Source organism: Flavobacteriales bacterium (assembly GCA_016699575.1).
GTDB lineage: Bacteria > Bacteroidota > Bacteroidia > Flavobacteriales_F > PHOS-HE28 > PHOS-HE28.
This window is the reverse complement of record CP064979.1, coordinates 4,344,403-4,371,142: the sequence shown is the minus strand read 5'-3', so window position 1 is coordinate 4,371,142 and position 26,740 is coordinate 4,344,403. Positions and strand designations below refer to the sequence as shown.

Genomic DNA, 26,740 nt, shown 5'->3' with positions numbered 1-26,740 from the left:
GGAAATGCGTGCGACGTGTACAGGGCTCAAGGGTGAAGCGGGCCGCATTATTTCGGACCATCACTCGCGCACCATGCCCACTGCCAAAACCAAGCAACTGAAGGACGGCGACACCTGCGTGGTGGTGGCCGGCACGCACAAGAACAAGCGCGGCGTTGTTCGCGACCTCAACGTAAGCAAGACCGGCCACCTCACCATCACCGTGGTGCAGGCCAACGGGGTGCGCTTCAAAACGTTGGCGAGGCACGTGGCAGTGGTGTGATCGGCGAGGTCGGAACGCTCCAGTCAAGAGATCCCGGGGCCGGGCGGTGCACCAGCCGGCCAGCATCGGCCATCGCGATGCGCGGGTTCTGGCCGGGTGAACGAAGTCACGCCTTCGCTTCTTCGGAGCTTCGCCCGACGAAGTACATCTCCATCTCCCCCTTGCCCTTCGCCTGCACTTTGCCGCGCGGAGTGAAGTCGAACAGGCGTCCCGCCTGTTCGCGAACCAGCGCATACGTCGCCTCGCTGATGTTCACTTGCCCCACTTCACCGCTGCTCTCCATGCGGCTCGCCGTGTTCACCGTATCGCCCCAGATGTCGTACTGGAACTTCTTCACGCCAACGATGCCTGCGACCACCGGTCCGGTATGCACACCGATGCGGATCTCGAAGTAGGGGAGGCCTGCGGCGATCTTCCTTGCCTTTCCTTCGGCGATGAAATCGCGCATCTCCAGTGCGGCGTTGATCACATCCGTGGCGTGGGTAGTGTTCGGAGTTGGTAATCCTCCAGCGGCCATGTACGCATCGCCGATGGTCTTGATCTTCTCGATGCCGTATTTGGCGGTGATGTGATCGAACGCGCTGAAACACTCGTTCAGATCGCGCACCAGTTCCTGTGGGCTCAGCGTCTCGCTCATCGCGGTGAAGCCCTTGAAGTCGGTGAAGAGCACGGTGACCTGGTCGATGTGCACGGCTTCGGCTGAGCCTTTCGCTTTCAGCTCTTCCGCGACCTCTTCCGGCAGGATGTTCAACAGCAGTTCATCGCTGCGTTTGCGCGCCGCATTGATCTTGTTGCGCTGACGCCACACCACGCCGAGGAAGAGCAGTGCGAAGGCGAGCCCGCCTCCGATGGTATTGCGCACCAGGCGTTGGCGCTGGTCCTTCTTCTCCTGCTCGGCCTGCGTGGCGGCCTCCTTCTTGTCGAAGTCGTACTGCATCTGCACCTGCACGGTCTTGCGGGTGTTCGCCTCGTTGGTGATGCTGTCCTGGTAGGCGATATGGATCTTGAATTGTTCCAGGGCCTCGGCAACGTCGCCCTGCGCATTGGCGATGTCGTACAGGCCGGCATGCGCATTGGACAGCCATTGCTTCGCGCCCACCGACCGCGCGTATTCGATGCCCTTGTTGAGGTACTCCTCCGCTTCGTCGTAGCGTTCGAGCCGGGTGAGGATCTCGCCCGTGTTGATGGAGGCCGCCGCAAGTCTGAACGGGTCGCCGAGCTGCCCGAGGAGGACCAGGATGCGCTCGTTGTAGACCAGAGCCGTATCGAACTGCTCCATGCGCTGGTAGTGGTTGGCAAGGGAGCCGAGGGTGATGGCCTCACCCATCGGATGACCCAAGGCGCGCGCCAAGGCCACCGCCCTGTTGAGGTAGGTCCGCGCTTCATCGGAGCGGCCTTCGTCGTCCAGCGTATTGCCCAGGTTGTTGCATGCCTTGGCAATGCCCAGGCTGTCCCCTGTGCGCTCATGGGCATGCAGCACCTGCTCCAGTAGGGCGATGGCTTTCGCATGCTCCCCCATATGTGAGTACACCACGCCGATGTTCATGCGCATGTCCACCACCGCCGCGCTGTCCCCCAACTGCTCCGCGAACTTCAAGCTGGTGAGGTATTGCTTGAGCGCTTCCGGGAAGTCGCTCTGTTGCTCCGCGATATGGGCCAGTGCGAAGTGGGTCCGCCGCTGCTTCTCCGCATCGCCCAAGGAGGTCCAGAGCGCCAGCGCACGTTGAAGATGGCTGGTGGCAATGCCGTACTCCTGCTGTCGCATGTGGCCGATGCCGATGATGCGCAGGGCTTCGGCAACACCGGGTTCGAATGCCAGTTGCTGGGCCAGTTCCAAGGCTTGCGTCCCATAGCTGACCGCGCTGTCCGGACGGGTATCGGTATACGTCTGCGCCAGCGTGTTCAGGACATGTACGCGCGCCGTGTCCTGACCGGTCCGTGCGAGGACCTGCCGGAGTGAGTCGGCGGATGGACCGGCTGTTGCCGCAAGCGGCAGGCATATGAGAAGGGCGTGCAGGTATGGCTTTGGCATGGCGGGAGGACGTGGGTGGTGGATGCTCGAACTTATTCAATCGCTCCGAACGAAGCACATCGCCATTTCCCCCTTGCCCTTCGCCTGCACCACGGCTCGGAGACCGGGGCAGGCCAAGCCGCGACGAGTGAATGCGAATGCGGGTGAATGGTGAATGGTGAATGGGGGTTGGTGAATGGGTGGATCCACCATCTGCTAGCCGCCATTCACCATCCACTGGTCGGACTGCCGCCTATTTTCAACCCATGAAGTATGCCGCCCTCTTCCTCGTGCTCGCGACTTTCCTTGCCTGTGGTCGTGGCCCAGCGCCGCATGCAGAACCGGTTGCGGAGCAGCGCGACACCCTCGCGCACGACACGCTCCTCCTCATCGACGCCGACACCGCCGCGGGCTTCCACTTCCCGTACTACCTCTACATACCTGAAGGCACGGTGAGCGGCCCGCAGCACCTGCTGGTGGAAACCAACAACACCGGCACCAACGACACGCTGGCCTACCACGTGCGCGCCGCCGCTGAGCAGGTCACCAACGCATCGCTGGGCAACAGCCTCAGTTGGGGGCTGAAGGTGCCCTTCCTCATGCCCGCCTTCCCGCGCCCGCAAACCGCCTGGCAGTACTATACCCACGCGCTGGACCGCGACGTGGCCCTGCTCGACACGGGTGCCATGCGGCGGCTCGACCTGCAGCTCATCGCCATGATGGAGCATGCACGGCCCCGGCTGAAGGCGCTCGGTTATGAGGTGCACGACAAGGTGCTCCTGAACGGATTCTCCGCCAGCGGCACCTTCGCCAACCGCTTCACGTTGCTGCATCCCGAACGCGTGGCGGCCATGGCCTGTGGCGGCATCAACGGTCTCGCCATCCTGCCCGTGGATTCGCTCAACGGCATTGCCTTGGACTATCCGTTGGGCACGCACGATGCTGAACAACTCTTCGGCGCTGCGCCGGATACCGCCGCCTTCAAGCGTGTGCCGCAACTGCTCTACCTGGGCGCGTTGGACGACAACGATGCCGTGCTCTTCGACGATGCCTATTCGCGGCAGGAACAGCAGGTGGTGCACTCTGCCATCGGCCGCCCCATCGCCGACCGCTGGACACAATGTCGCAACGTGTACGTACAGCACAAGGTGAACGCCAGCTTCCGCACCTATCCGGGTATCGGGCACGCCACCGATCGCATGATCTACAAGGATGTGATGATGTTCTTCCGTGCGGCGATGGCGGGGGAGTAGGGCAGTGGTTGTTGGATGATGGGGGCGTGCCGGCTCGAAGACCTGCATCGCAGGCAGGCTCCCCGTAGGGCTTTCCGCTGAGCGTGGCGTGCCGAGCGCAGTCGAGCCATCCCTCTCGCGAAATGCGGGGCCGACTTCCAGTGGTCCGTCCACCAAGCGCCGAAACCCGCGCCTCCGCGAAAAGTGCTGACCTTCGCCCACACCCATGCCATCATGCGCTACACCGTGCTCGCCACAGCCTTGATCATCGTTTCCTGCACGGCACAGGATCGTCCGGAACAACAGGTGGGTGAACAAGGCCTTCCAGGGTCGGATACGCCACGCACCGAAGCGGCCAAGGACATCACCTCCAAGCACGGGTTCGCGAGCGGTCTATTGGATAGGGATGGCATCCTCTGGTTCGGGACGTTCGGTTCCGGCGTGTTCCGCTACGACGGCAGCGCATTCAACCAACTGACCACGCGGGACGGCCTGTGCAACGCGAAGGTGCATGACATCGTCCAGGACCAGGACGGAGCGCTCTGGTTCGGCACCGCAAAGGGCCTGTGCCGGTACGATGGGCGCGCATTCACAGCCATCCCCTTGCCCTTCAAGGACACCACCGGTGGATGGCTCGATGAGATGTATCCGATGATCGATCCCAATGCCGTGCATGCCTTGGAAATGGATACGAACGGCGACCTCTGGATCGGGACCGCCGGAGGTGGGGCCTATCGGTACAGCGGAAAAGCGTTCGCGTCATACCTCACGGAGATCGGAACAAAACAATCGGACGGCCGCACCTACAACTGGATCCCGTGCATCGAAGCGGACCAGAACGGACACCTGTGGTTCGCCTCCATGACCCACGGTGGTGCCATGCGCTACGCCGATGGGAGCTTCACGCAGTTCCTGGTGAAGGATGGTTTGAGCGAGGATATGGTCCGTACGATATACACCGATCGGAGCGGCACCGTCTGGTTCGGGTTCAACGGCAACCGGGCCAGTGGATTGACCATGTACAAGGAGGGCGTCTTCACCACCTATTCCACCGCGGACGGCCTGTGTGACCCGAGCATCCATGCCCTGCTCCAGGACGCCACCGGGAAGTTGTGGATCGGGAGCGGTAGAGGTGGCCTCTGCGTCTTCGATGGAACCACGTTCACCGAGGTCCAGTTGGCCGATGGCGTTCCGTTCGGCCATGTGCAATTCATCGTGGAGGATCGGGCAGGGGCCATCTGGGTCGGTGGTGGTGCGGGGTTGTGGAGGATCGTCAATGGATCGGTCGAGGGCATGATCCTGGTCGAATGACCGAAGGCGCCTGTTAGGAGCCGATGGCCCCACGCGTCCGCGTTCGCAAAACGGGTGTTCCTCGCAGGTCGTTCGCAACAGCACTGCCGCCTCTCGTTACTGCGGATCCCGCTGATGCGGGACAAGTCATGCCATCCACAAGAACTCCAGACCTCCGCCCACACCCACCGCCCTCATGCGTTCACCCTCCCTGCGTTCCGCATTCTTCCTGTTCATCGGCCTGGCCACCAGCGCCAGCGCACAAACCTTCCAGCATCGCGCGCAGGCCGTGCTGGATTCTGTTTACCGCACCGACACCACCATGGTGGGGCTCATGCTGCACGTGGAAGCACCGGACCGCGGCATCGCCTGGAGCGGCGCCAGCGGCCGATCCGCGAAAGGGGGAGAAGCCCTGCATCCGGAGGCACCCTTCCTCATCGCCAGCAACATCAAGACCTACGTCTCCGCCACCATCCTGCGCCTCGTGGAAGAGGGCAAACTGACCATCGACCAGCCGGTGGGTCCGCTGCTCACCGACCGCACGCGCGCCTTCTTCGCCAGCGATGGCTACGACCTGCAGGCTATCACCCTCACGCACCTGCTCACCCATACCAGCGGCGTGGACAGTTACAACCTCTACGGCTTCATGGACAGCGTCATGACGCGCCCCTACGGGATCCGCGGAAACCGCCGGGCATCCCGCTCGGTGCGTTGGGGCAGATCGTGGCGTCGTACAAATCCGCCGTTACGCGTTTGGCCTACGGCGATGGGTTGTTACCCCAAGGCACGCCCGTGTGGCAACGGTAGGGCCGGATATATCCGGCCCCGATGCCGATATTCGGGTTGCCATGGCCGACCGTTTCCATCGCCGATCCATCCGTTTGAAGGGGTACGATTACACCCGCGCCGGGGCGTATTACGTCACGGTATGCACGCAGGGCCGGTTGCCGTTGTTCGGTGATATCGCGGACGGCGTGATGGTGCCCAATGCCATGGGCAACATCGTGGAACGGTGTTGGGATGCCATACCGGAACACATGCCGATGGTGGTGTGCGATGCATTCGTGGTGATGCCGAACCATGTGCATGGGATCATCGTGATCACGGATGTGGCGGCGGGAACGTCGGTGGATTTCGGATCATCGGGCGGGGATGGTAGGGGCCGCGAATTCGCGGCCCCTACGGATCCCGGCCGGACCGATGATCCCGGTGGAACGATAACACCCCGCCGACCACCGATCGCCATCATGGTCAAAAAATCGTTGGGCCACGTCATGCAAACGTTCAAGGCCGCCCCCGGTCCCCGAACCGGGGTCACGGCAGGCCGTGCGCGATGGTTTGATGCCACGTGGTATGCCGATATGGCAACGTGGGTATTACGAATCCATCATCCGCGACGCGGCATCGCATGATCGCATTGCGCACTATATCGCGGAGAATCCCGCCAATTGGAAAGGGGACCGGTTCAACCGGTGATGCCGATATTCGGATGCCATGTCCGAATTGCCACAACGCGCCCCCATCCGCTGGCAGGGATACGATTACGCCAACGTCGGTGCGTATTACCTGACCATTTGCACGCAGGACCGGTTGCACCTGTTCGGACGGATCGCGGATGGCGTGATGCACCGATCGCCCATTGGTGAATTGGCGCAACGGTGTTGGGATGCAATCCCCGAACACATGCCGCATGCGGATGTCGGCGAATTCGTGGTGATGCCGAACCACGTGCATGGGATCGTGGTGATATGGGAACGTCCTTCGGCGCTTTCATGCGGTCGTCCATATTCGAGCCGCTAGGTATCCAGCACACACGGGTGCACAATACATGTCGTTCGGCCGGTGAGCGGCTCGAAAACTTCGCCGTAGGTTACGCCCATTCCGAAGGTCTTGGCCGGTACCCGGAACCGGATAGCCTGAAGGAATTCGAACAAGTGATCCATCAGGATGCCATCGTCGGTGATGTGACCGTGGTCTCCAGCACACGTGCTCTTGCTGTGTAGGAGAATGAGCTTCGATCACCGCAGCTTCTTCCGCCGAGCGTGTGTGACAAAGCCGCAACCGCGCCCTTGCTGAAGGATGGAACGTCCTCCGGATACGGCCATGACTTCTTCGTTCGTGGCGATGAGGCTTCGGAATGAGTGATCTACCACACGAGCGGCTGGCGGGGCTACTTCTGCTTCATGCTGCGCTTGCCCGATCAGTGCAAGACCGTGATCGTGCTCTCGAACAACTCCAACGATGGAGTGCCGTGTGGGCGGATCGGGTCGTTTCTCTGTTACTTCGCGTGTATTGATCGCACATGTTGGATCTTCAAGCGACCGTTCAACCGACAACCTAACGATGCAGTCCATGCGCCAACCCATTACCCTACTGATCCTTCTTTTGAGCCTGCACGTTCACGCTCAATTCTGGTCCGCCCCCGTAGAGGTTCCCGACTACCGTGGGAGCGGCGGCGGCGGCGGCGAGTACAACAGCATGGCCGTGGTGAACGGCAAGCCCTGCATCGTTTCTGCGGATCAGGTCCACAAGCGCATCCTGTGGGTACGGGCCTTGGACGCGCAAGGGACCACCTGGGCCGAGCCCCAAGCCTTGTTCAATTCGGCGTTGGCCGGCACCCGGTTCTCTTTGGCCGTGGTCAATGGCTTTCCTGCGTTCACCTACCTTTCCAATATCGGCTTGAATTTGATGTACGTGCGCGCCCTCGATCCGGATGGGCTTACTTGGGGAGAGCCCGTGGTGGTGTATGACGCCGCTTTGTCCGTTGCCCAATTCTCCAGCTTGGCGGTGGTCAATGGGAAACCGGCCATCGCTTTCCGGGACGAGAGTATGAACCGGGTGCGGTACGTGCGCGCCAACGATGCGAACGGTGCGGATTGGGGCGCACCTGTTACCTGTGGCGTGGCGGGTACCGGGTACTATGCCGATCTGAAGGTGGTGAATGGATCACCGGCCATCTGCCACACGAACGCCGGTGCCCCCTTTTTCGTCCGCGCCAACGACGTGAACGGAGATACGTGGGGCACAACGTCGTTGGTAGTGAGTAACGCTGACAACGTGAATGCGGCTTCCTTGGAAGTGATCGGCGGTGTACCGTGCGTGGCGATAGCCACAACACCTTCAGGTCAAACACCCTATGTACGCTTCGTTCGTGCGAACGACGCCGATGGCACATCCTGGTCGTCAGCTGTGCTGGTGGATGCGATCTTCGGAGTGTCGTTGGGGTGGTACGCGGAACTTCGTGAAGTGGATGGGTTGCCGGCGATCGCGTACATGGATGTGACCAACTTGGATCTTCGCTATGCGCGTGCGACCAATGTGAACGGATCGGCATGGAACCCGCCACAGGTCATCACGTCCTCGTTGCAGTACGGTCAGCACATCGCCTTTGAGGTGGTGGATGGCCATCCCGCAGTGGCGCAATACGAAATGAGCGGGAACGACCTTGTGTACGTGCGTGCCCTGAATGCACAAGGCAGCGGTACATGGGACACGCCGATCACCATGGATAGCTATCCATCCGTGGGCCTGAACGTGAGCCAAGCCATTGTGGAAGGGTATCCCGCTTTGGCCTATTGGAATACAACGGATTCGACCCTGCGCTACATACGGGCACAGGACAGCACGGGTACCACCTGGTCCAGCTTTGTGGATGTGGACCCCGGGGTGCTCGGTGCCGATGCTTGCGTTCTGTTCGTAGCGAATGGCCGCCCGATGATCGCTTACCGACGGGTTGGTTCATTCGGTTTCGGTGATGTGATGTGCGTGCGTGCGAACGATGCACTAGGCGCGACTTGGGGCACACCGGTCCTCGTGGAAAACTCGCTCTCGGACTTCAGAGCCATCTGTGCAGCGGTCATCGATGGTTGGCCAGCACTCGCATACAGGGCCAGCACGTCCGTGCGGTACAAGCGAGCATTGGATGCCGATGGTTCCACCTGGCCCGTAAACCCGTTCCAACTCAATGGTGGCAACCAGAATGGCTTAGCGTTGTTGGATGTTGGCGGGATGCCTATGTTGGTGTTCAACAATCTTAGCGGGTTGAGTATCACAACGGCAATGGATGCGGCAGGTACCTCTTGGTCTTTGCTCCAGCACCCCGATGGCCTAGCGAACGGGCAGATCTCCAGTACCATAGTAAGCGGCATGCCCGCGTTGTCCTATTATCGCCTGGCTGCGGCAGACCTGATGTACATACGAGCCACGGCTGCGAATGGCACCACGTGGGGGAGTCCGGTGACGGTGCAGAGCAACGGCACTGTCGGTTTGTACTCTTCGCTGGCCGTTGTGGATGGCGCACCGGCCATTGCCTACTCCGAGAGCGCGGTGGGAGGAGCGAAGTATGTACGCGCCAACAACGCCACGGGAAGCAGTTGGGGCACGCCGGTCCGGCTCGATACGTCCGACTACGTAGGCTCGTACATCAACATGCTCCAGAACGGCACACATACCGGCGTTTCCTACTTCGTCAACACCACCAAGTATCCCAATTTCGTTAGCGGTGCGCAGTGTACAACCGCACCACCGGCTCCTGTGGATAACACACCACCGGCGAACCTATCGGTCTGTGCTGGCAGTTCCACTGCGTTGAGCGTTGTAGGAGAAGGTAGCATCCGCTGGTACAATGCCCCAACGGGTGGCACATTGCTAGGCAGCGGTAGCAGTTTCAATACGCCGGTGCTGTTCGCCGACCAGACCTACTACGCACAGGATAGCACCTGCTTGGTAAGCGCCGCCCGTACACCAGTGGCCGTGCAGGTCGTGAACATCGATGTAGCCCTGCTGACGAATGGCAACACCATCACTGTGGGTGAAGCAGGCGCACAGTACCAGTGGCTCGATTGCAATGCGGCCTTTGCGATCATCCCCAATGCGGATCAGCAGAGCTACATCGGCAATTCCGGAAGCTATGCGGTGGAGGTGATCGTCGGAACATGCATGGATACCAGCGCGTGTGAGCTTATTCTGACCACAGGGATCGCTGAGCATGAAGGGCCTGGCATCAGCATTGCTCCAAACCCGATGCACGATCACGCTTCGATATTTCTTAAAGGCATCGAACTCCCGGTAGATGTTACGATCATGGATGCTGCCGGTCGAATGGTCGGGCGCACGGAACGGTGGATGGTCGAACCGGTCATACTAACTGTTGATCACCTCGCACCGGGCACCTATCAAGTGCTCATTGAACTTGGTGACGGATCACGTTGGACACGATCGGTCATACGCATGCGTTAACGCGAGGCAGCTTTAACCTTCCCAACGGGCTACCGATCCGCAGGAACCGAGGGACATGGATCCAGGCGGTCGCCGGACCGTGGGGTGGAACACAACCGCATGGCATCCTGCGCGCGGGCGAGTAGCGCGGGCTGTGCACGGTGCTGGTACTGCCTTACCCACACCAGCGCCTCAGGCCTTTCCGAACAACATCCACATCCGCATGACGCGGGGGCGTTCGTTCACGCCAAGCTTCTGGAAGAGCCTGCCCTTGTGCTTGTCGAAGGTGCGTTTGGTCATGCCCATGGTGGTATGCAATGCATTCGTGGTGATGCCCAACCATGTGCATGGGATCATCGTGATCACGGATGTGGCGGCGGGCGGTTCGTTGGATGGTGACGGGGCGGTAGGGGCGGCGAATTCGCCGCCCCTACGAATACCCGCCACCTACGATACCGGTGAACCGCCGCCACCGGACGGTTCCGACATTCCCCGCCGACCACCGATCGCCATCATGGTCAAAAATTCGTTGGGCCACATCATGCAAACGTTCAAGGCCGCGGTATCGCGGCAGGCCGTGCGCGATGGGTTGATGCCACGCGGCACCCCGATATGGCAACGTGGGTATTTCGAACGCATCATCCGCGATGTCGGCGAACACAATCGCATCGCCAGGTACATCGCCGACAACCCCGCCAATTGGAAAGGGGACCGGTTCAACCGGTGATCCGCATTTCGCGTTAGGGACAGCAGTGGAAAGCCCGGAGGCCGCCGTACGGCGGACGAAATACATCCGCGAAAACCCGATGAATTGGCGACACGACCGGTTCGGTGGCGGGGCGGGCCGATAATGATAGGCCCCAACGCGCGACAACCCGATGAATTGGAAAGGGGACCGGTTCAACCGGTGATTCTCAGTCGCATTAAATTGGCGTCATGAGAAGAGGTCAATTCGAAGTACGGCCGGGGCAATACCCCCAAGGATTCATGGGTGTATTCGGCCAATATGCCCGTGCGGTCGATTATCTGTACAGGGCGATTGAACAGACTTCGTTTTCCGCCGACCATTGCAGCTACCCGTTGCTGTATTTGATGAGACATGCTCTCGAGGTTGGACTTAAAGCCAATATTCAGTGTATGATCCAAGAAGGTCAGAACGCTTCAGGTCAACAGATGGCGAACACACATGACCTAAGCAAGCTTCACAGAAAGTTCGTTGCATTGGTGGTCGAGCAGGGTAGGATGGACGATGACACGCTCGCCTACTTCCGAGCAGAGTGTATGTGCATGGAAAGTCTGATCAGGTTGATGCCAAGCGCATCGTCGTTTCGGTACACGGAGGACCAGAACGGTGCAAAGGTGTTTGATGCCCAAGTCCTCGATATTGCTAGTATGAAACCGATGTTCGCTCGCGCGCATGCGATCCTTTCCTACACACCGGTGGTTCTCTTCGGACCGTAGTCATTCGCGGCATATGCCAAGTAGCCAGTCAGCCTGGCGGAGGCCTCATTTATTGAAGCTGGTTTACTATGTTTGGGTAAACAGAAGGTCATGGGAGCAGAGCACTTGGGTTTCATTGGTTATTTCAAACAGCGCCGATTCGGTTCGGAGCCACCTGTCATGTCCCTGTTGAGTTTGTTGCCACCAAAGGACCGGTGTGAGATTCTCGAGGACGTTCGGGCCTATGACCCAGCCAACATCAACGTCTTCGACAAGCTCTCGATGGCATACATGAAGAGCAACCGAATGGAGTTAGGATTGAACCTGATTGCGCAGGGCCTTGCAGGAGGACATCTATCCTATGACAACGGCCAGATTCTTCGACAGAAGTTGGAGTCTATGCAAGCCAATCATCGTGGAAGCTTTGGCTCAGCTCAGAACTATGGAGATTGCCAGGCGTTATTGGCCTCCCATGTTCAACAGATGAGGACGAACGGGACGTATGCGCAACTCAAGGATTTCTGCGATGTGATGGAGACCTATCTCATCAGTCGCACGCAAACTGGTCCCGCGACTGGGAGTGGCGGTGCGATACCGGAATGGTTCGCTCGCTTCAATCAAGAGTTCTTTTCTGCCGGGAGTCTCGAAGCCCTTGGGGAAGTGCGTGGCCGTTACACAGCAGTTGCTCACCCGTATGTCCATTTCAGCCTTGGCTCGCGCTATCTGTACTTGGGCAAGTTGGACAACGCGTTCTACCACCTTCTTCAAGCATCGTCCATTGGGGTGCGGAACAAGCGCGCATACTGGGACACCCTCTTCGCGGATTCCGTAGGGTCATCCATTGCCCAACTGTTCTCACGTGAACTGATTGCGCGAATACCTAGAGACCTCAACACTTTCCACTTGTTCATCAGTGGCTACATGTTCCTGTCATCAAGTATTGGGCTCTACGGCAACAAGGCCTACGAGTCACTTGCAAATCGCGCGCGCATGATCATGTCCTGTCAGCATGGTGCGGACATTACTGCGTTTCTGACCTATGGAGGATTGCGGGAAGTGCTCGCTATTTCAGACCACTACCGGTCTTCGTTGGGTTATGCGGAGCAGGGCATGATGGACTTTGCCGTCAATCAAAAGGAGAATGCCGGAACTATCCACCAATGGCTGGAGGATATCAGCGTAAGTGGCCGAGATGCGAATGACTACCAAACGGAGGAGCTTGTCGCCATAGGGCAACAGCGCCATGACGCAATCGTGAACAAGATCAAGCCGGAGTTCTTTGACGGTTTCCCGGTGGGCTTTCCTGTAGGGTAGACTGCTCTGATTTTGCGTGACGGATTGCAGCGGAAAGCCTGTAAGCACCCCCTGAAACAGGTGCAGGTGGAAGTAGAACCACCTAAACTTGATCAGGATGAGAAAGAGCAGATTCACCGAGACGCAGATCATTGCGATGCTGCGCGAGCATGAGGCAGGCAAGAAGGTCTCGGACGTGTGCCGGGAACATGGCGTGAGCCAGCCGACGTTCTACCAGTGGAAGGCCAAGTACAGCGGCCTGGACGCCAACCAGCTCAAGGAGTTCAAGGAGCTGAAGGCCAAGTATGCGCGCCTTGAGAAGATGTACACCGAGGCCCAGATGGACCGCCAGGTGCTCAAGGAGATCATCGAGGGAAAGTTGTAGGCCCGGACGACAAACGAGAGGTCGTGCGCCGACTGGTCGAACAGCGCCAGTACAGCGAACGCCGGGCCTGCAAGCTGTTGAACTTGAGTGCGAGCGTGTATCGCTATGCGCCCAAGGAGAAGAACGATGCGGAAGTGATCGAGCACATGATGCGAGTGGTGGATCAGAACCCCACATGGGGGTTCGGTCTGACCTTCGACCAGATGGTCACTGAGGGGACCGGGGCCAACCACAAGCGGGTGCACAGGCTCTACAAGGAGGCGGACCTGCACTTGCGCAGGCGTACGAAGCGCCGGGTGCCCGAGCGGGTGAAGGACCCGATCGTGCTGCCCATCGGCCCGAACATCACTTGGAGCATGGACTTCATGAGCGATGCGCTGGTGACCGGTCGCAAGTACCGCACTTTCAACGTGATCGATGACTTCAACCGGGAAGCCTTGTGCATAGCGGTCGACACCTCTCTGCCTGCTGCACGCGTGATCCGTGAGCTGGACCAGCTGATCGCCTGGCGTGGTAAGCCCGAACGCCTTCGCATGGACAATGGCCCGGAGTTCATCGCACACGCCATGCAGGAATGGGCCACATCCAACGGGATCGCCTTCACCTACATCCAGCCGGGCATGCCCATGCAGAACGGCTTGGTCGAGCGCTTCAACAAAACGTACCGGACCGAAGTGCTCAATGCGTGATCTTCGAACGCCTGGACCAAGTACGCACCATCACGCAAGAGTGGATGTGGCGCTATAACAACCAGCGCCCGCACAGGTCGTTGCTGCGCTTATCGCCCCGTGCGTTCCTGTTGAAATGTGGACAACTCCCTGCCCACTACACAGGCTCACGCGCGGACTTCCCCACAGTTCAACAGGACATCCACAACACCACCACACTCAAAAGTACCTTTACAAACCGCTGCGCCTAAAATGGGGGTGCTTACAAGCCCGCAAGCGAGGAGGAACGACGAGTGCGGACTTGCAGCGGAAAGCCGGACCCCGCCTGCATTTGAGGCGGGGGCACGCCCAGCCACATCACGTCTGCAACACCCCCATATTAAACGCCCGCGTCGCCGGAGCCTGGCTCGCAGCCTCTATCCCCAAACTCACCCACGTCCGCGTCTCCAACGGATCGATCACCGCATCCAGCCACAGCCGGCTCGCCGCATAGTACGGGCTGATCGTCTCCTCATACTTCCCGCGTATCCTGTTCAGCAGTTCGGCTTCCTTCTCGGGAGTGATCGTTTCGCCCTTGCCTTTCAGCGCGGCCACTTCGATCTGGAGCATCACCTTGCTGGCCTGCTCGCCGCCCATCACGGCTACTTGCGCGCTGGGCCAGCCCACGATGAGGCGCGGGTCGTAGGCCTTGCCGCACATGGCGTAGTTGCCGGCGCCGTAGCTGTTGCCGATGATGATGGTGAACTTGGGCACCACGCTGTTGGCCACGGCGTTCACCAGTTTCGCGCCGTCCTTGATGATGCCGCCGTGCTCGCTGCGGCTGCCCACCATGAAGCCGGTGACGTCCTGCAAAAAGACCAGTGGGATGTTCTTCTGGTTGCAGTTTGCGATGAAGCGCGTGGCCTTGTCGGCGCTGTCGCTGTAGATGACGCCGCCGAACTGCATCTCGCCCTTCTTGCTCTTCACCACCTTGCGCTGGTTGGCCACAATGCCCACGGCCCAGCCGTCGATGCGGGCGTAGGCGGTGATGATGCTCTGGCCGTAGCCCTCCTTGTATTCGGTGTAGTCGCTGTCGTCCACCAGTCGCGCGATCACCTCGCGCATGTCGTAGGGTTTGGCGCGCTCGGAGGGGAGGATGCCGTAGATCTCCTTCGGGTCGGCCTTCGGTGCTTGTGACTTCTCGCGGCTGAAGCCCGCGTCCTTCGGGTTGCCCAGCTTGTCCATGATGGCGCGGATCTTCTTCAGGCAATCCGCATCGTCCTTGCACTTGTAGTCGGTCACACCGCTGATCTCGCTGTGCGTGGTGGCGCCGCCGAGGGTCTCGTTGTCGATGTCCTCACCGATGGCGGCTTTCACCAGGTAGCTGCCGGCGAGAAAGATGCTGCCGGTCTTCTCCACGATCAGCGCCTCGTCGCTCATGATGGGCAGGTAGGCGCCGCCCGCCACGCAGCTGCCCATGATGGCGGCGATCTGCGTGATGCCCATGCTGCTCATCACCGCGTTGTTGCGGAAGATGCGTCCGAAGTGTTCCTTGTCGGGGAAGATCTCGTCCTGCATCGGCAGGTACACGCCCGCGCTATCCACGAGGTAGATGATGGGCAGGCGGTTCTCGATAGCGATCTCCTGCGCGCGCAGGTTCTTCTTGCCCGTCATAGGGAACCAGGCGCCAGCCTTCACGGTGGCGTCGTTGGCCACCACGATGCATTGGCGCTTGCTCACGTAGCCGATCACCACCACCACACCCGCGCTGGGGGCACCTCCATGTTCCTTGTACATGCCATCGGCCGCGAAGGCACCGATCTCGATGCGCGGGCTCTTGGGGTCGAGCAGGGCGTCGATGCGCTCGCGGGCGGTGAGCTTGCCATCGGCCTTGAGCTTGGCGATGCGTTTTTCGCCGCCGCCGAGGTGGATCTTCTTCAGGCGGGAGTTGAGGTCGGAGACTTTCAGCTTGTTGAAGTCCTCGTTCTTGGAGGCTTCGATGTCGATCTTTTCTGCCATCGGAGCCGAAAGTAGGCCGCAGAGGGGTTATCCAAAGATGGCGCAGATGTCACAGATGAATGCGCTCGCAGGCTCGCCTTCTTTTTCCGCAGATGACGCAGATGTCACAGAGAATGCGGCTCGCAGGCTCGCCTTGCTTTCCACAGATGGCGCAGACGTCGCAGATAGTGCGGCTCGCAGGCTCGCCTTCTTTTTCCACAGATGTCGCAGATGTCACAGATGAAATGCCCGGACCGCTCGGCATCTGTATTTATCTGTGTCATCTGCGTCATCTGTGGAAGGTTCTTCCTGCGGATAGCTCTTCCTGTGGATAGTCCATCCCTGATATACTTGCTCTATGGACGACCGCGACCCACAGACGCATGCCATCATCGGTGCGGCGATGGAGGTGCAGTCGGAGTTGGGTGCCGGGTTCTTGGAGAGCGTGTACCAGGAGGCATTGGCCCGAGAGTTCCGTGCCCGAGGCATTCCGTTCGCTGTGGAAGTCGAACTGCCGATACACTACAAGGGTGAGCGCCTGAACACGTCCTTCCGCGCGGACTTCATCTGCTACGGTGAGGTTGTAGTGGAACTGAAGGCGTTGAGAGCGCTCAGCGGCGTGGAGGAGTCGCAGCTGCTGAACTACCTGAAGGCGACCGGCATCGAAAGAGGTCTTCTATTGAACTTCGGAAGTCCGCGGTTGGAGGTGAAGCGGATGGTGTTCACGCCGAGGTAGGGGCTCGCAAGCTCGCCCAGGCCTTTTCCACAGATGGCGCAGATGACACAGATGAAATGCCCGGACAGCTCGGCGGTTGTATTTATCCGTGACATCTGTGTCATCTGTGGACAGTCCTTTCCGTGCGGATAGTTGTACTCTGCGGATCGTTTCCCAACATGTCCCCAAGACATACGAGGATCCCCCGATCGCATCATCTTCGCCTCCATGCTCACCCGCCTTTCCATCAGCAACTACCTGCTCATCGAAGAGCTGGAGCTCGACCTGCGCAAAGGGCTCACCGCCATCACCGGCGAGACGGGCAGCGGCAAGAGCATTCTGCTGGGAGCTTTAGGGCTGGCCATGGGCGACCGCATGGACGGCAACGTGGCCCGCGACCCGCAGCGCAAGTGCGTCGTGGAAGTGGAGGTGGAGGTGGGCAAGGACCGCAAGACCTGGTTCGCGGAGAACGAACTGCCCTTCGAGCCGCGCACGCTGCTGCGCCGGCAGGTGGATGCTGGCGGCCGCTCGCGGGCCTTCATCAACGACACCCCGGTGAAGCTGGAGCAGCTGCGCGACCTCACCGCCGGGCTGGTGCACGTGCACAGCCAGCATCAAACGCTGCTGCTGCACGACCACGCTTTCCAATTGCGCCTGCTCGACCACCACGCCGGACTGAAGGACAAGGTGGCCGAATGTGCCGAGCTGCACGCGGCTTGGTGGACGCTGGACCGCGAACTGGCGCACCTGAAAGAAGAAGAGGCCAAGGCACAGGCCGAACTGGACTACGTGAAGTTCCAGAGCGACGAACTGCAAGCCGCGCAGCTCGTGGACGGCGAGCTCGCCAAAGCCGAGCAGGCCCTGGCGCGGACCGAGAACGCCGAAGGCACGCTGCGCGCACTGCTCAACGTGGAAGCCGCGCTTACGGATGAGAACGGCGCGTTGAACGCCGTGGCCGCCGCCAAGCAACAACTTCAGAAACCCGCCGCGCACGACACCGCGCTGGCGCAACTGCTCCAACGCGTGGAGAGCGCCCGCATCGAACTGCAGGACATTGCCGACGAAGCCGCCCGCCAGGCCGAGCAGGTGCAGATGGACCCCGCCGAGGCCGCCCGTTTGACGGAGCGCGTGGACACCATCAACCGTCTGCTGCGCAAGCACAGGGTGAAGGACGAAGCCGAACTGATCGCGCTGTGCGAGCAGCTCACCGCGCGTTGCGGCGAGATCGGTTCCATGGCCGATCGCATCGTTCAGCTGGAGCTCGAAGAGGTAGCCGCGCGGAAGGCGCTGCTCGTTTTCGCCGATAGCCTATCGAAAGCCCGCCGCAAAGCCATGGCGCCCTTGGCCGAGCAGGTGAGCACGTTGTTGCACGAACTGGGGATGCCGCACGCGGTTTTCGTGTTCGAGCACCAAGTTGCGGAGCCGGGCCCCACAGGTGCCGACCGCATCAAAGCCTGTTTCAGCGCCAATGCCGACCGCGCGCCCGAGCCGTTGGAGCGCGTGGCCAGCGGGGGAGAGGTGAGCCGCGTGATGCTGGCCCTGCTTACCCTCGCCGCACAGAGCACTGGCCTGCCCACCATCGTGTTCGACGAGATCGACACCGGTGTGAGCGGTGGCACGGCCGATCGTGTGGGCGAACTCATGGCCCGCATGGGCAAGCAACGTCAGGTGGTGACCATCACCCACCTGCCGCAGATCGCCAGCAAGGCCGATGAGCACTTGCTGGTCACCAAGACCTCCGATGCCAAGGGCACGCACACCAACCTGCGGTTCCTCGACGACGAAGAGCGTGTGCTGGCCGTAGCGCAGATGCTCAGCGGCCGCAAGACCACGCAGGCCGCGCTGGAGAATGCACGCGTGCTGTTGAAGGGCAAGTGACGGACCGCCCCGGAACGCGGCGGCTATATTCGGCCCGCATCCAACGAACCACCATGGCCCACGGACTGTTGAACGGAAAGCGCGGCATCATCACCGGCGCATTGAACGATCAGAGCATCGCTTGGAAAGTCGCCGAGCTGGCCCATGCCGAAGGTGGCCGTTTCGTGCTCACCAACGCTCCGGTGGCCATGCGTATGGGCGAGATCAAGAAGCTCAGCGACAGCACCGGTGCGGCTGTCATCCCCGCCGACGCCACCAACGACGCCGACCTGGAGAAGCTCTTCACCGAAGCGGTGCAGCAACTGGGCGGCAAGCTCGATTTCGTGCTGCACAGCATCGGCATGAGCCCCAACGTGCGCAAAGGCAAGACCTACACCGACCTCAATTATGAGTGGTACAAGCAGACGCTCGATGTGAGCGCCATGAGCTTCCACCGCATGCTGCAGGTCGCACACCGGCTCGATGTCCTGGCTGAAGGCGGCAGCTGTGTGGCGCTCACCTATATCGCTTCACAGCGCGTGTTCCCCGACTACGGCGACATGGCCGATGCCAAGAGCCTGCTGGAGAGCGTGACCCGCGGTTGGGGCTACCATCTGGGCCGGGCCAAGCGCGTGCGCGTGAACACCATCAGCCAAAGCCCCACGATGACCACGGCCGGTGCAGGCATCAAAGGCTTCGACGGGTTCTTCGGTTTCGCCCAAGCCATGAGCCCGCTCGGCAACGCCCCCGCCGAGGACTGTGCCCGCTATTGCCTCTCGCTCTTCAGCGACTACACCCGTTACGTCACCATGCAGAACCTCTTTCACGATGGCGGGTTCAGCACCACGGGCGTCACCCCGGAGGTGATGGCCAAGTTCTCGAAGGAAGGCTGATCAGCCACGGCGGATCAACGGTCCGCCACGCAGCCCGGGCCATGGCGCGGTGCAAATGGCAATTGTCATTTGCAGTGTGGCGCGGGGCCGCCTACATTCGATCTCCCGCCCACCAACCTCCACCTACCCCTGTTAGAGATGAAACACCTGCTGCTCTGCTCAACCTTGTTGTTGGGCCTTCCCGCGCTGCACGCACAAGACCCCGTTGCAGAACTGTTCAAGCCACGCCGCATCATCAAGACCAACCTTGCGGGTTACGCCGGTCTTGCGATCAACCTGAACTACGAGCAGAAGACCGGGGGCAAGACCTCCGTTGGTCTTTTGGCCGGCTACAAGCTGCCCAGCACCATCAAAGTCGAAGCCCTCGGTGAACTTGATGGCGAACGGCAGACGTACAGCGGCGAAGTGGAGCCCAGCGGTCCCTTCGTGAATCCGTATTTCCGCTTCTACCCGCGTGAAACTTTCCACGGCTTCTATATCGAGGTCTTCCTGCGCTACTTCAACTATGATTTCAAGCTGCCGTACGACTACGTTACCAACGATGGCCGCATCATAAAAGGGGCGATGGACGGCAACGCCAGTGCATTCGGCGGTGGCTTGGGCCTCGGTGCACAGTTCCTGCTCGCTCCGCGCCTGTACATGGACATCGGGGTTGGCGCAGGTGTGGCCAGCGGCAATGTGCACCTTGAAACCAATGACCCGGACCTGACCTTGGCGGACTACATCACCATCAAGGAGAACATCGAGAAGTACCAGGACGACGCTGATGTGCAGGTGTTCATGCTCGGCGACATCCTCACGGACCCTACCGCAGGGGCTTCTACTACGCAGGCATGGGCTGATTTCGAGGGCAAGCTCTTTCCCATCCTGCGTGGTGGTATCAGCATCGGCTACGCTTTCTGATCCGTTCCCGCTTTCGCTCCAAAGGCCCCACCACCGGGGCCTTTGGCGTTGTGGGCGGTAGGCGAGAAGCACGACTTCCACGGGTGCGAGCGGTGATCCCCGGCCCCCGTCCCAAGTCGACCGTTCGCGGTATTGCGATTGCGAGGTCTGCCATGCAGCTTTGCCACGGATGCACCCCACGCTCACCTCCCGCACCTCCTGCCTTGCCATCGCCGTGCTCACCTTGGGTCTTTTCCCGGGTCTTGCTGCTTTCGGACAAGGGGCCAAAGCCTTCATCAAGGAAGCTGAGAGCTTCGAGAAGGATGGCAACCTGAACGAGGCCATCGCGCGCTACACACTGGCCGTGCAGGTGGACCCGAAGAGCGTGAAGGCGCTCACCGGCCGGGCCGATCTGTACGAGCGCACCGGTCGTGCGAGTGATGCGGCCAACGATTACAAAGCCTTGGTGGAAGTTGACCCGAGCAACGCGGAGAACGCGAACAAAGCCGCTTGGTCGCTGTACAACCTGAAGCGCTATGACGAGGCCAAGGCCATGTGCGACCGGGCCCTCACCGTGGACCCGAAGCACATGATGGCCTTGCAGTGCCGCACGCGCACCTGCCTGGCCACCAGCGACCTCGATTGCGCGCACACCAGTGCTGAAGCAGCCATCGGTGTAAAGCGGACCACGGACACGCACTACCTGCACGGCCTTGTGGCCTTGCAGCGCCGCGACTACTCCAAGGCCGCCGAGGATTTCCAGCAGGTCATCGACTGGAACTACATGTACGAGCAGGCCTACGTGGGCTACGCCGAGACGCAGTTGAAGATGTACGAGGGCTACACGGCGAGCACCATGCAGCTACGCACGCTGGACCAGGCGGTGGGCAAGACCACCACGGCGCTCGAGCTGAACCCGCGCAGCACCGACGCGCTCTTCACCCGCAGCAAAGCGCTGGCCCTGCAGAAAGAGTATGCCCGCGCCATCGACGACATCAGCAAGTGCATTGCGCTTGGGCGCGAGGACGTGGACGTGTACCACTACCGCGCGCAGTACTACCACGGCCACGGCCAGCACCAGAACGCCGTGAACGACCTGAACAAGGCCCTGCTGTTGAAGCCGGACGAACCGCAGTTGCTGCTGTTGCGCAGCGAATGCAAGGAGAAGAACCTCGACCTGGACGGCGCGGTGAAGGACCTCGACCTTGCCAAGAAGGCCATGGGGGACAACACAGCTTTCGGGCCCGAGCAACGCCGAGACATTGAAGTGCGCCGAGCGCGCATTGCCAAGCAGGCGTTCGAGATGGGGCGCGAGAGCGATGCGCCGGTCATCAACGTGCTGGAGCCGTACCGTGCAGGCACCTCCGTGCATGTATCGAGCGCGCTGAAGCAGGTGAAGGTGAGCGGCTATGTGCGCGACAAGAGTTTGCTGGACCGCATCACCGTCAACGGCCAAGCGGTGGATTACCCGAAGGACGAACGCGACCCTCAGTTCATCGGCAGCGTGCCGTTGGCGGCAAACGCAAAGTCCATCAGCGTGCTGGCCATGGACGTTTACGGCAACATGGATTCCGTGGTGCTCGACGTGGTGCGCACCGAGGCCGTTCCTCCGGTGCTGGAACTCACTCAGCCATTGGCCAGTGCCGATGGCATCATCACCGTGGATGCCGGAAGGAAGGACCTGTTCGTGGAAGGTCGCGCCACCGACGCCAGCCATGTGCACGCCATTACTGTGGACGGCATCATGGCCAGTTTCATCCCTGACACTACGCACACCGAGTTCAGCATCAAGCTCTCCATCGAAGGCCGCGATCGCGTTACCGTGCGGGCAGAAGATCAGCACGGCAACACATCAGAACGCAGCTACGGCATCAAGCGCCGCGAACCCGTTGTGGCCGTGGTGGAACCCGTGCGCCCGGACAAACCGGCCGACAAGCCAGCGGACAAACCCGTGGAGAAACCGGTGAGCAGTTCCACCGGTGTCACCTGGGTGATCATGATCGAGAACACCGACTACAAGAACTTCCCGGCCTTGCAAGGTCCTGCGGACGACGTGGCCAAGATGCAGAAGGCCTTCGCCAAGTACAGCGTGCAGAAGACCATCACCAAGCGCAACCTCAGCAAGCAGCAGATCGAGCGCTTCTTCAACATCGAATTGCGCGACCTGGTGCGAACCAACAAGGTGAACACCGTGCTGGTGTGGTACGCCGGACACGGCCGCACCGTGAGCGGCCGCACTTACTGGGTGCCCACCGATGCCCGCAAGGACGACATCTACACCTTCTACAACTACGGCCCGCTCAAAGGGCTCATCGAGAACTACAGCGAGAGCGTAACGAACACGTTGGTGGTGAGCGACGCCGCCGGTGCCGATGCCAGCTTCTATGAACTGACGCGATGAGAGATCGTAAGCGCGTGAAGCGGATCCTGTTGCCTCTGTTCCTCCTAGTTGGCCTGACTTCCACGGCCCAGGATTTCTACTTCGAGAACATCTCCGTTGAGCAAGGGCTGCCCGCGAGCAAGGTGTATTGCATCGTGCAAGACTCCACCGGTCTGGTGTGGATGGGCACGGAAGCGGGGTTAGCTCGCTACGATGGCAATGCCGTTGTGGCGATGGGCGAACGTGAGGGTATGGCGCCCAATGGTGCGCGCAGTTTGATGATCGATAGGGAGGGGCGGCTGTGGGTGGGGCATCTGCACGGTGGTATCTCGCTCTTGGAGAACGGTTCCTTCCGGAAGCTGGCGGTGACGAACGGCGCGCTCACCGCCGATGTCACGGGCATGGCGCAAGCCGTTGATGGTTCAGTTTGGCTCGGCACGTACGGGCAGGGTCTGCACAAAGTGCTTGAAGTCGGCGCTGACGGTGCTTTGAAGACACAAGTGTTCGGAAGTGCGCAGAAATTGAGCGACAACATCAATGCGGTGCTCGCGTTGCGCGATGGTTCCATCTGCGTTATGGAAGACGGCGGCAGTGTGAAGCTTTCCGACGTCAAGGGCGGCGCTTTCACATCGTTGTCTCTTGACGGTGTTCCCGAAGGTGTGACCTCCGTCTTTGAGGATTCGAAGGGACATCTGTGGTTCGGGAGCATCCAGAGCGGTGCCTTCAAGCTCGACCGTGGAACCGAGCGGGGCAGCACCTACGACCTGTTGACCGGCCTTCCGAGCAATTTCGTGACCTGCTTCGGAGAGGATGAAGAGGGGAACATCTGGGTGGGCACATGGGACAAGGGTCTTGCCCGTGTGCAGCCGAACGGGGTGCAGCGCTTCGATACGGACAACGGGTTGCACAGCGTGGTTATCCGGGCCATCGCGCGGGATCGCGAAGGCAACATGCTCATTGCCACCAACGACCATGGATTGGACCTTTACCGCGGGGAACGTTTCCTGACCTTCAACGACCAGGACGGTTTGTTGGATCCGCAGGTCTGGGCCGTCCTTGAAGACCAGGACGGCCGCATCTGGTTCGGGACCAACGGCGGCATCAACATCCTGGATGCTGCGAACAACAGCACGGCCCGGGTGAAGACGCTCACCGCGCAGCAAGGCGATCTCACCAGCAATCGTGTGCGGTGCATGCGGCAGGATTCACGAGGTCACGTGTGGATCGGGATGGAAACCACGGGATTGATCGATCTCGCTCCCGGTTATTCGATGATCGAGCATCCTGATCTGTTGGCGGCCATCGCCGATGGTCGCGTTACGGCGTTGGAGAACGGACAGGCCAATGAATTGTGGATCGGAACGATCAATGGTTTGGTGCGCTACGTGAACGCGAACATCCCGAGCGTGTTCAATGAGAATGATGGGCTGCCATCAAGGAACGTGACAGCGCTGTTCCGTGACGACCGTGGAACCGTTTGGGCCGGTACCACCAAAGGCCTCGCCCGCGTGGACAACGGCAAACCGGCGGCCGTCTCCCTGGACCGCCAGATCACGCCCACCTGCTTCACCCAGGACAAAGAGGGTCGCTTGTGGATCGGCTCCGAAGGTCAAGGCATCGTGGTGTTGAAGGACGGCAAGCAGCAGACCACGTATGGCATGGAGAGCGGCTTGTTGAGCAACAACATCCGCTCGATCATGGCCGACGACGATGGCCATGTGTGGGTGGCCACCAACAAGGGATTGAACAAGTGGCGGCCCAAAGTGAACGACTTCCTCTCGTTCACTGCGCGCAGCGGGTTCGTGGGCATCGAAGCCAAACCCAACGCGGTGTGCAAGACGCGCAACGGCGACATCTGGTTCGGCACTGCCCGCGGTGCCACCAAGATCGCGCGCACCAAAGGAGCCGATAAGACCATCGCGCCGCTCGTGTCCATCCGCAACATCAAGGTGGACCTGGTCGACCGCCCGGTGGCATCCACCATCGAACTCGCGCACGACGACAAGGGCCTGCGCATCGTCTACGGCAGCGTGAGCCTCACCGATCCCGAGGCCGTGCGCTATCAGTACATCCTGGACGGGCTTGAAGAGGACTGGCAACCCCTCACCTTCGAAAGCGACGCCTACTATCCCAGCCTTCCGGCCGGTGAGTACACCTTCAAGGTAAAGGCGATGAACCGCGCAGGCATCTGGAGCGACCCACCGGCGGAGTTGCGCATTGATGTACTGCCGCCGTGGTACCGCACGTGGTGGTTCTATAGCGCGTTGGTGGTGGTGATGGGCATGAGCGCATGGTCGTACATCAAGGTGCGCGAACGAACACTTCGACTGCGCAACCAAGTGCTGGAGCAACGCGTGGAGGAGCGCACGGCGGAAGTCGTGGCACAGAGCCAGGAGATCAGCAAGCAGAAGGTGGAGATCGAGGACCTGTTGTTGAACATCCTGCCGAAGGAGGTGAGCGAGGAACTGAAGGAGAAGGGCAAGGCCACGGCGCGCAGGCACAACGCGGCCACGGTGGTCTTCACGGACATGAAGGGCTTCACCCGCGTGGCGGAATCCATGACACCCGAAGAGCTCGTCAGCGAATTGGACGACTGCTTCATCCACTTCGATGCCATCATCGACAAGTACGGCATCGAGAAGATCAAGACGATCGGCGACAGCTACATGTGCGCCGGCGGTGTGCCCACCAACGATCCGCACCACGCGCACCGGGCCGTGCTAGCCGCGTTGGAGATCCGCGAGCTCATGCGCGTTTGGGCCGAGGAACGGAAGGCCATCGGCAAGGAGCCCTGGGTGCTGCGCATTGGCGTGCACACGGGCCCGGTCGTTGCGGGCGTAGTGGGCAAGCGCAAGTTCGCATACGACATCTGGGGCGACACGGTGAACACCGCCAGCCGGATGGAGAGCAGCGGCGTTGCCGGGGAGGTGAACATCAGCGGTGCCACCTACGAACTGGTGAAGGACATCGTGGAGTGTGTGTACCGAGGCAAGGTGGACGCCAAGAACAAGGGCGAGATCGACATGTACTTGGTGATGCGCATCAAGGAGACGTACAGTGCCGACACCAACGGGACCAAGCCCAACAAGACCTATCGCGACAAGTTAGGTATCGCGCATCCGGAGCAGGAGCTCGCGTAGCTCCCAGAGCATCATCGCCGTTGCACCCCACACTTCGCGCCCTCCCAAGTGGAAGCAGGCCACATCGGCCTTGACCTCTACCACCTGAACATAGCGTTGCGCCGTGCCCAGCGCTGCGGGCGCAAGCAGGTCCGACAATGCAACCTCGAAAACAGCAGCCACCTCTCGCGCGTCCGGTGCATAGGACGGCGCGGAGGGCAGGTAGGCCACGTGCGGGCTCACCAGCGATCGGCTGGGTGGTATGTAGAGCTCGCTCAACCGTCCCAGCAGCCGCAGACCATCGCTCGGCACGCCGATCTCCTCGTGCATTTCGCGCTGCGCCGTAGCCCATAGGTCGACGTCTTCCGGTTCGCGCCGTCCCCCGGGGAACGCGACTTGTCCACTGTGCACGCCGTCGTACTCGGGCCGTTGGATCAGCGTGGTTTGCAGCCGGCCATCGCGATCGTGCAACAGCACCATGACGGCGCTCTCCTTCGGGGACGCATCCCGTTTGCGGGCCTCCTCAATGGCCTGCGTGCGCCAGCCGCTCAATGCCAGAAAACCTGCATGGCCGGGAAGTGGGCCGGTCAATTGCTCCTCAAGTTGATCCAGGTTAGCAGCCGATGCACGCATTGGTTCGATCGGGTAGGTCGTTCAGGAGAGCTTCGGCTTGGGCGTGGAATGTGTGCCGGGGTTTGGCGACGATCGCTTGCAGTTCGGTCCGCGCTCGGGGTACTTGGTCGCTGCACACGTGGCACAGCGCGCGGTACCAATCCACATGGTCGCGGAAGGCGTCGTGGTCGTCGCGTTCAATGAGGTCCAGTTGCAGTTCGGCGTCGTACGGCTTGCCCGTTGCCAGGTAAGAGCACGCGAGGTAGAGCCGGGGCAGCGGCTCATGGTCCGATCCTTCAACGTGGGTGGCCAGCAGTGTTGAAGCCTCCAAGAAGTCGCCTTGCGCGTAGTGCGCCATGCCATCGATGAACGCTGCATTTCTTTCCGTCCGCAGTCGGCCTGAGACAACATCCTCATAAGGAGTGAAGTGATCCTTGCATGCATCGCCGCTGCCGCAAGCGGTGCCGAGCACGATCAAGGGGAGGAGGAATTTGCGCATGCGGCCAA

General features: G+C 60.7%; 22 protein-coding genes. 18 read left to right on the top strand and 4 right to left on the bottom strand.

Annotation, left to right across the window (positions count from 1 at the left end; all coding sequences use genetic code 11):
• Positions 1-73 precede the first annotated feature (73 nt).
• Positions 74-262: an RNA-binding protein gene (locus tag IPJ76_18495; GenBank protein ID QQR86545.1), complete on the top strand. Its 189-nt coding sequence runs from the start codon at positions 74-76 to the stop codon at positions 260-262.
• A gap of 106 nt (positions 263-368) precedes the next feature.
• Here IPJ76_18495 and IPJ76_18490 read toward each other — a convergent pair whose 3' ends face one another.
• Positions 369-2,294 carry a tetratricopeptide repeat protein gene (locus IPJ76_18490; GenBank protein ID QQR86544.1) on the bottom strand — a complete coding sequence of 642 codons (1,926 nt, stop codon included), beginning with the start codon at positions 2,292-2,294 and terminating at the stop codon, positions 369-371.
• 245 nt (positions 2,295-2,539) lie between these two features.
• Here IPJ76_18490 and IPJ76_18485 point away from each other — a divergent pair, with 245 nt between their 5' ends.
• The 11 genes from IPJ76_18485 to IPJ76_18435 all read left to right on the top strand — a co-directional run bounded on the left by IPJ76_18485 (position 2,540) and on the right by IPJ76_18435 (position 14,049).
• Positions 2,540-3,526: a hypothetical protein gene (locus tag IPJ76_18485; protein QQR86543.1), complete on the top strand. Its 987-nt coding sequence runs from the start codon at positions 2,540-2,542 to the stop codon at positions 3,524-3,526.
• Between the two features lie 213 nt (positions 3,527-3,739).
• Positions 3,740-4,816, top strand: a complete 1,077-nt coding sequence (locus IPJ76_18480) for a hypothetical protein (protein ID QQR86542.1) — start codon at positions 3,740-3,742, stop codon at positions 4,814-4,816.
• 175 nt (positions 4,817-4,991) lie between these two features.
• Complete coding sequence (locus IPJ76_18475) at positions 4,992-5,756, top strand: serine hydrolase (protein QQR86541.1); 765 nt, start codon at positions 4,992-4,994, stop codon at positions 5,754-5,756.
• 533 nt (positions 5,757-6,289) lie between these two features.
• Positions 6,290-6,595 (top strand): hypothetical protein, encoded by a 306-nt coding sequence (locus IPJ76_18470; GenBank protein ID QQR86540.1) that lies wholly within the window; start codon positions 6,290-6,292, stop codon positions 6,593-6,595.
• A 552-nt stretch (positions 6,596-7,147) separates the two neighbouring features.
• Positions 7,148-10,033, top strand: a complete 2,886-nt coding sequence (locus IPJ76_18465; GenBank protein QQR86539.1) for a T9SS type A sorting domain-containing protein — start codon at positions 7,148-7,150, stop codon at positions 10,031-10,033.
• Positions 10,034-10,310: 277 nt separating this feature from the next.
• Positions 10,311-10,739 (top strand): hypothetical protein, encoded by a 429-nt coding sequence (locus tag IPJ76_18460; protein ID QQR86538.1) that lies wholly within the window; start codon positions 10,311-10,313, stop codon positions 10,737-10,739.
• Between the two features lie 209 nt (positions 10,740-10,948).
• Positions 10,949-11,473 (top strand): hypothetical protein, encoded by a 525-nt coding sequence (locus tag IPJ76_18455; protein ID QQR86537.1) that lies wholly within the window; start codon positions 10,949-10,951, stop codon positions 11,471-11,473.
• 90 nt (positions 11,474-11,563) lie between these two features.
• Entirely contained in the window at positions 11,564-12,766 is a 1,203-nt protein-coding gene (locus tag IPJ76_18450; protein ID QQR86536.1) for a hypothetical protein, read from the top strand.
• Between the two features lie 97 nt (positions 12,767-12,863).
• Positions 12,864-13,130, top strand: coding sequence for a transposase (locus IPJ76_18445; protein QQR86535.1), 267 nt, complete (start codon positions 12,864-12,866; stop codon positions 13,128-13,130).
• Between the two features lie 23 nt (positions 13,131-13,153).
• A complete protein-coding gene (locus IPJ76_18440; GenBank protein QQR86534.1) occupies positions 13,154-13,819 on the top strand; it encodes an IS3 family transposase in 666 nt (221 codons plus the stop codon).
• Positions 13,705-14,049: a transposase gene (locus tag IPJ76_18435; GenBank protein QQR86533.1), complete on the top strand. Its 345-nt coding sequence runs from the start codon at positions 13,705-13,707 to the stop codon at positions 14,047-14,049. The genes IPJ76_18440 and IPJ76_18435 overlap by 115 nt, the downstream gene beginning before the upstream one ends.
• Positions 14,050-14,155: 106 nt before the next feature.
• Here IPJ76_18435 and IPJ76_18430 read toward each other — a convergent pair whose 3' ends face one another.
• Positions 14,156-15,784 (bottom strand): acyl-CoA carboxylase subunit beta, encoded by a 1,629-nt coding sequence (locus IPJ76_18430; GenBank protein ID QQR88508.1) that lies wholly within the window; start codon positions 15,782-15,784, stop codon positions 14,156-14,158.
• Between the two features lie 349 nt (positions 15,785-16,133).
• On the opposite strand from IPJ76_18430, the gene IPJ76_18425 reads away from it, so the two are divergent.
• The 6 genes from IPJ76_18425 (at position 16,134) to IPJ76_18400 (ending at position 25,642) form a co-directional block, all read left to right on the top strand.
• Positions 16,134-16,511, top strand: a complete 378-nt coding sequence (locus tag IPJ76_18425) for a GxxExxY protein (protein QQR86532.1) — start codon at positions 16,134-16,136, stop codon at positions 16,509-16,511.
• 207 nt (positions 16,512-16,718) lie between these two features.
• Positions 16,719-18,368, top strand: coding sequence for a DNA repair protein RecN (gene recN / locus IPJ76_18420; GenBank protein QQR86531.1), 1,650 nt, complete (start codon positions 16,719-16,721; stop codon positions 18,366-18,368).
• 53 nt (positions 18,369-18,421) lie between these two features.
• On the top strand, positions 18,422-19,240 hold the full coding sequence (locus IPJ76_18415) for an SDR family oxidoreductase (protein QQR86530.1): 819 nt from the start codon (positions 18,422-18,424) through the stop codon (positions 19,238-19,240).
• A 138-nt stretch (positions 19,241-19,378) separates the two neighbouring features.
• Positions 19,379-20,143 carry a DUF3575 domain-containing protein gene (locus tag IPJ76_18410; GenBank protein QQR86529.1) on the top strand — a complete coding sequence of 255 codons (765 nt, stop codon included), beginning with the start codon at positions 19,379-19,381 and terminating at the stop codon, positions 20,141-20,143.
• Positions 20,144-20,312: 169 nt separating this feature from the next.
• Positions 20,313-22,523 carry a tetratricopeptide repeat protein gene (locus tag IPJ76_18405; protein QQR86528.1) on the top strand — a complete coding sequence of 737 codons (2,211 nt, stop codon included), beginning with the start codon at positions 20,313-20,315 and terminating at the stop codon, positions 22,521-22,523.
• On the top strand, positions 22,520-25,642 hold the full coding sequence (locus IPJ76_18400) for a hypothetical protein (protein ID QQR86527.1): 3,123 nt from the start codon (positions 22,520-22,522) through the stop codon (positions 25,640-25,642). The genes IPJ76_18405 and IPJ76_18400 overlap by 4 nt, the downstream gene beginning before the upstream one ends.
• On the opposite strand, the gene IPJ76_18395 is transcribed toward IPJ76_18400, so the two are convergent.
• Together IPJ76_18395 and IPJ76_18390 are read right to left on the bottom strand one after the other, a co-directional pair.
• The gene (locus IPJ76_18395; protein ID QQR86526.1) at positions 25,607-26,254 is read right to left on the bottom strand and encodes a CoA pyrophosphatase; all 648 of its coding nucleotides are present in this window, start codon (positions 26,252-26,254) and stop codon (positions 25,607-25,609) included. The two genes, IPJ76_18400 and IPJ76_18395, sit on opposite strands and share 36 nt — an antisense overlap.
• Positions 26,235-26,732, bottom strand: coding sequence for a hypothetical protein (locus IPJ76_18390; GenBank protein ID QQR86525.1), 498 nt, complete (start codon positions 26,730-26,732; stop codon positions 26,235-26,237). Before IPJ76_18390 ends, IPJ76_18395 begins: the two co-directional genes overlap by 20 nt.
• Positions 26,733-26,740 lie beyond the last annotated feature (8 nt).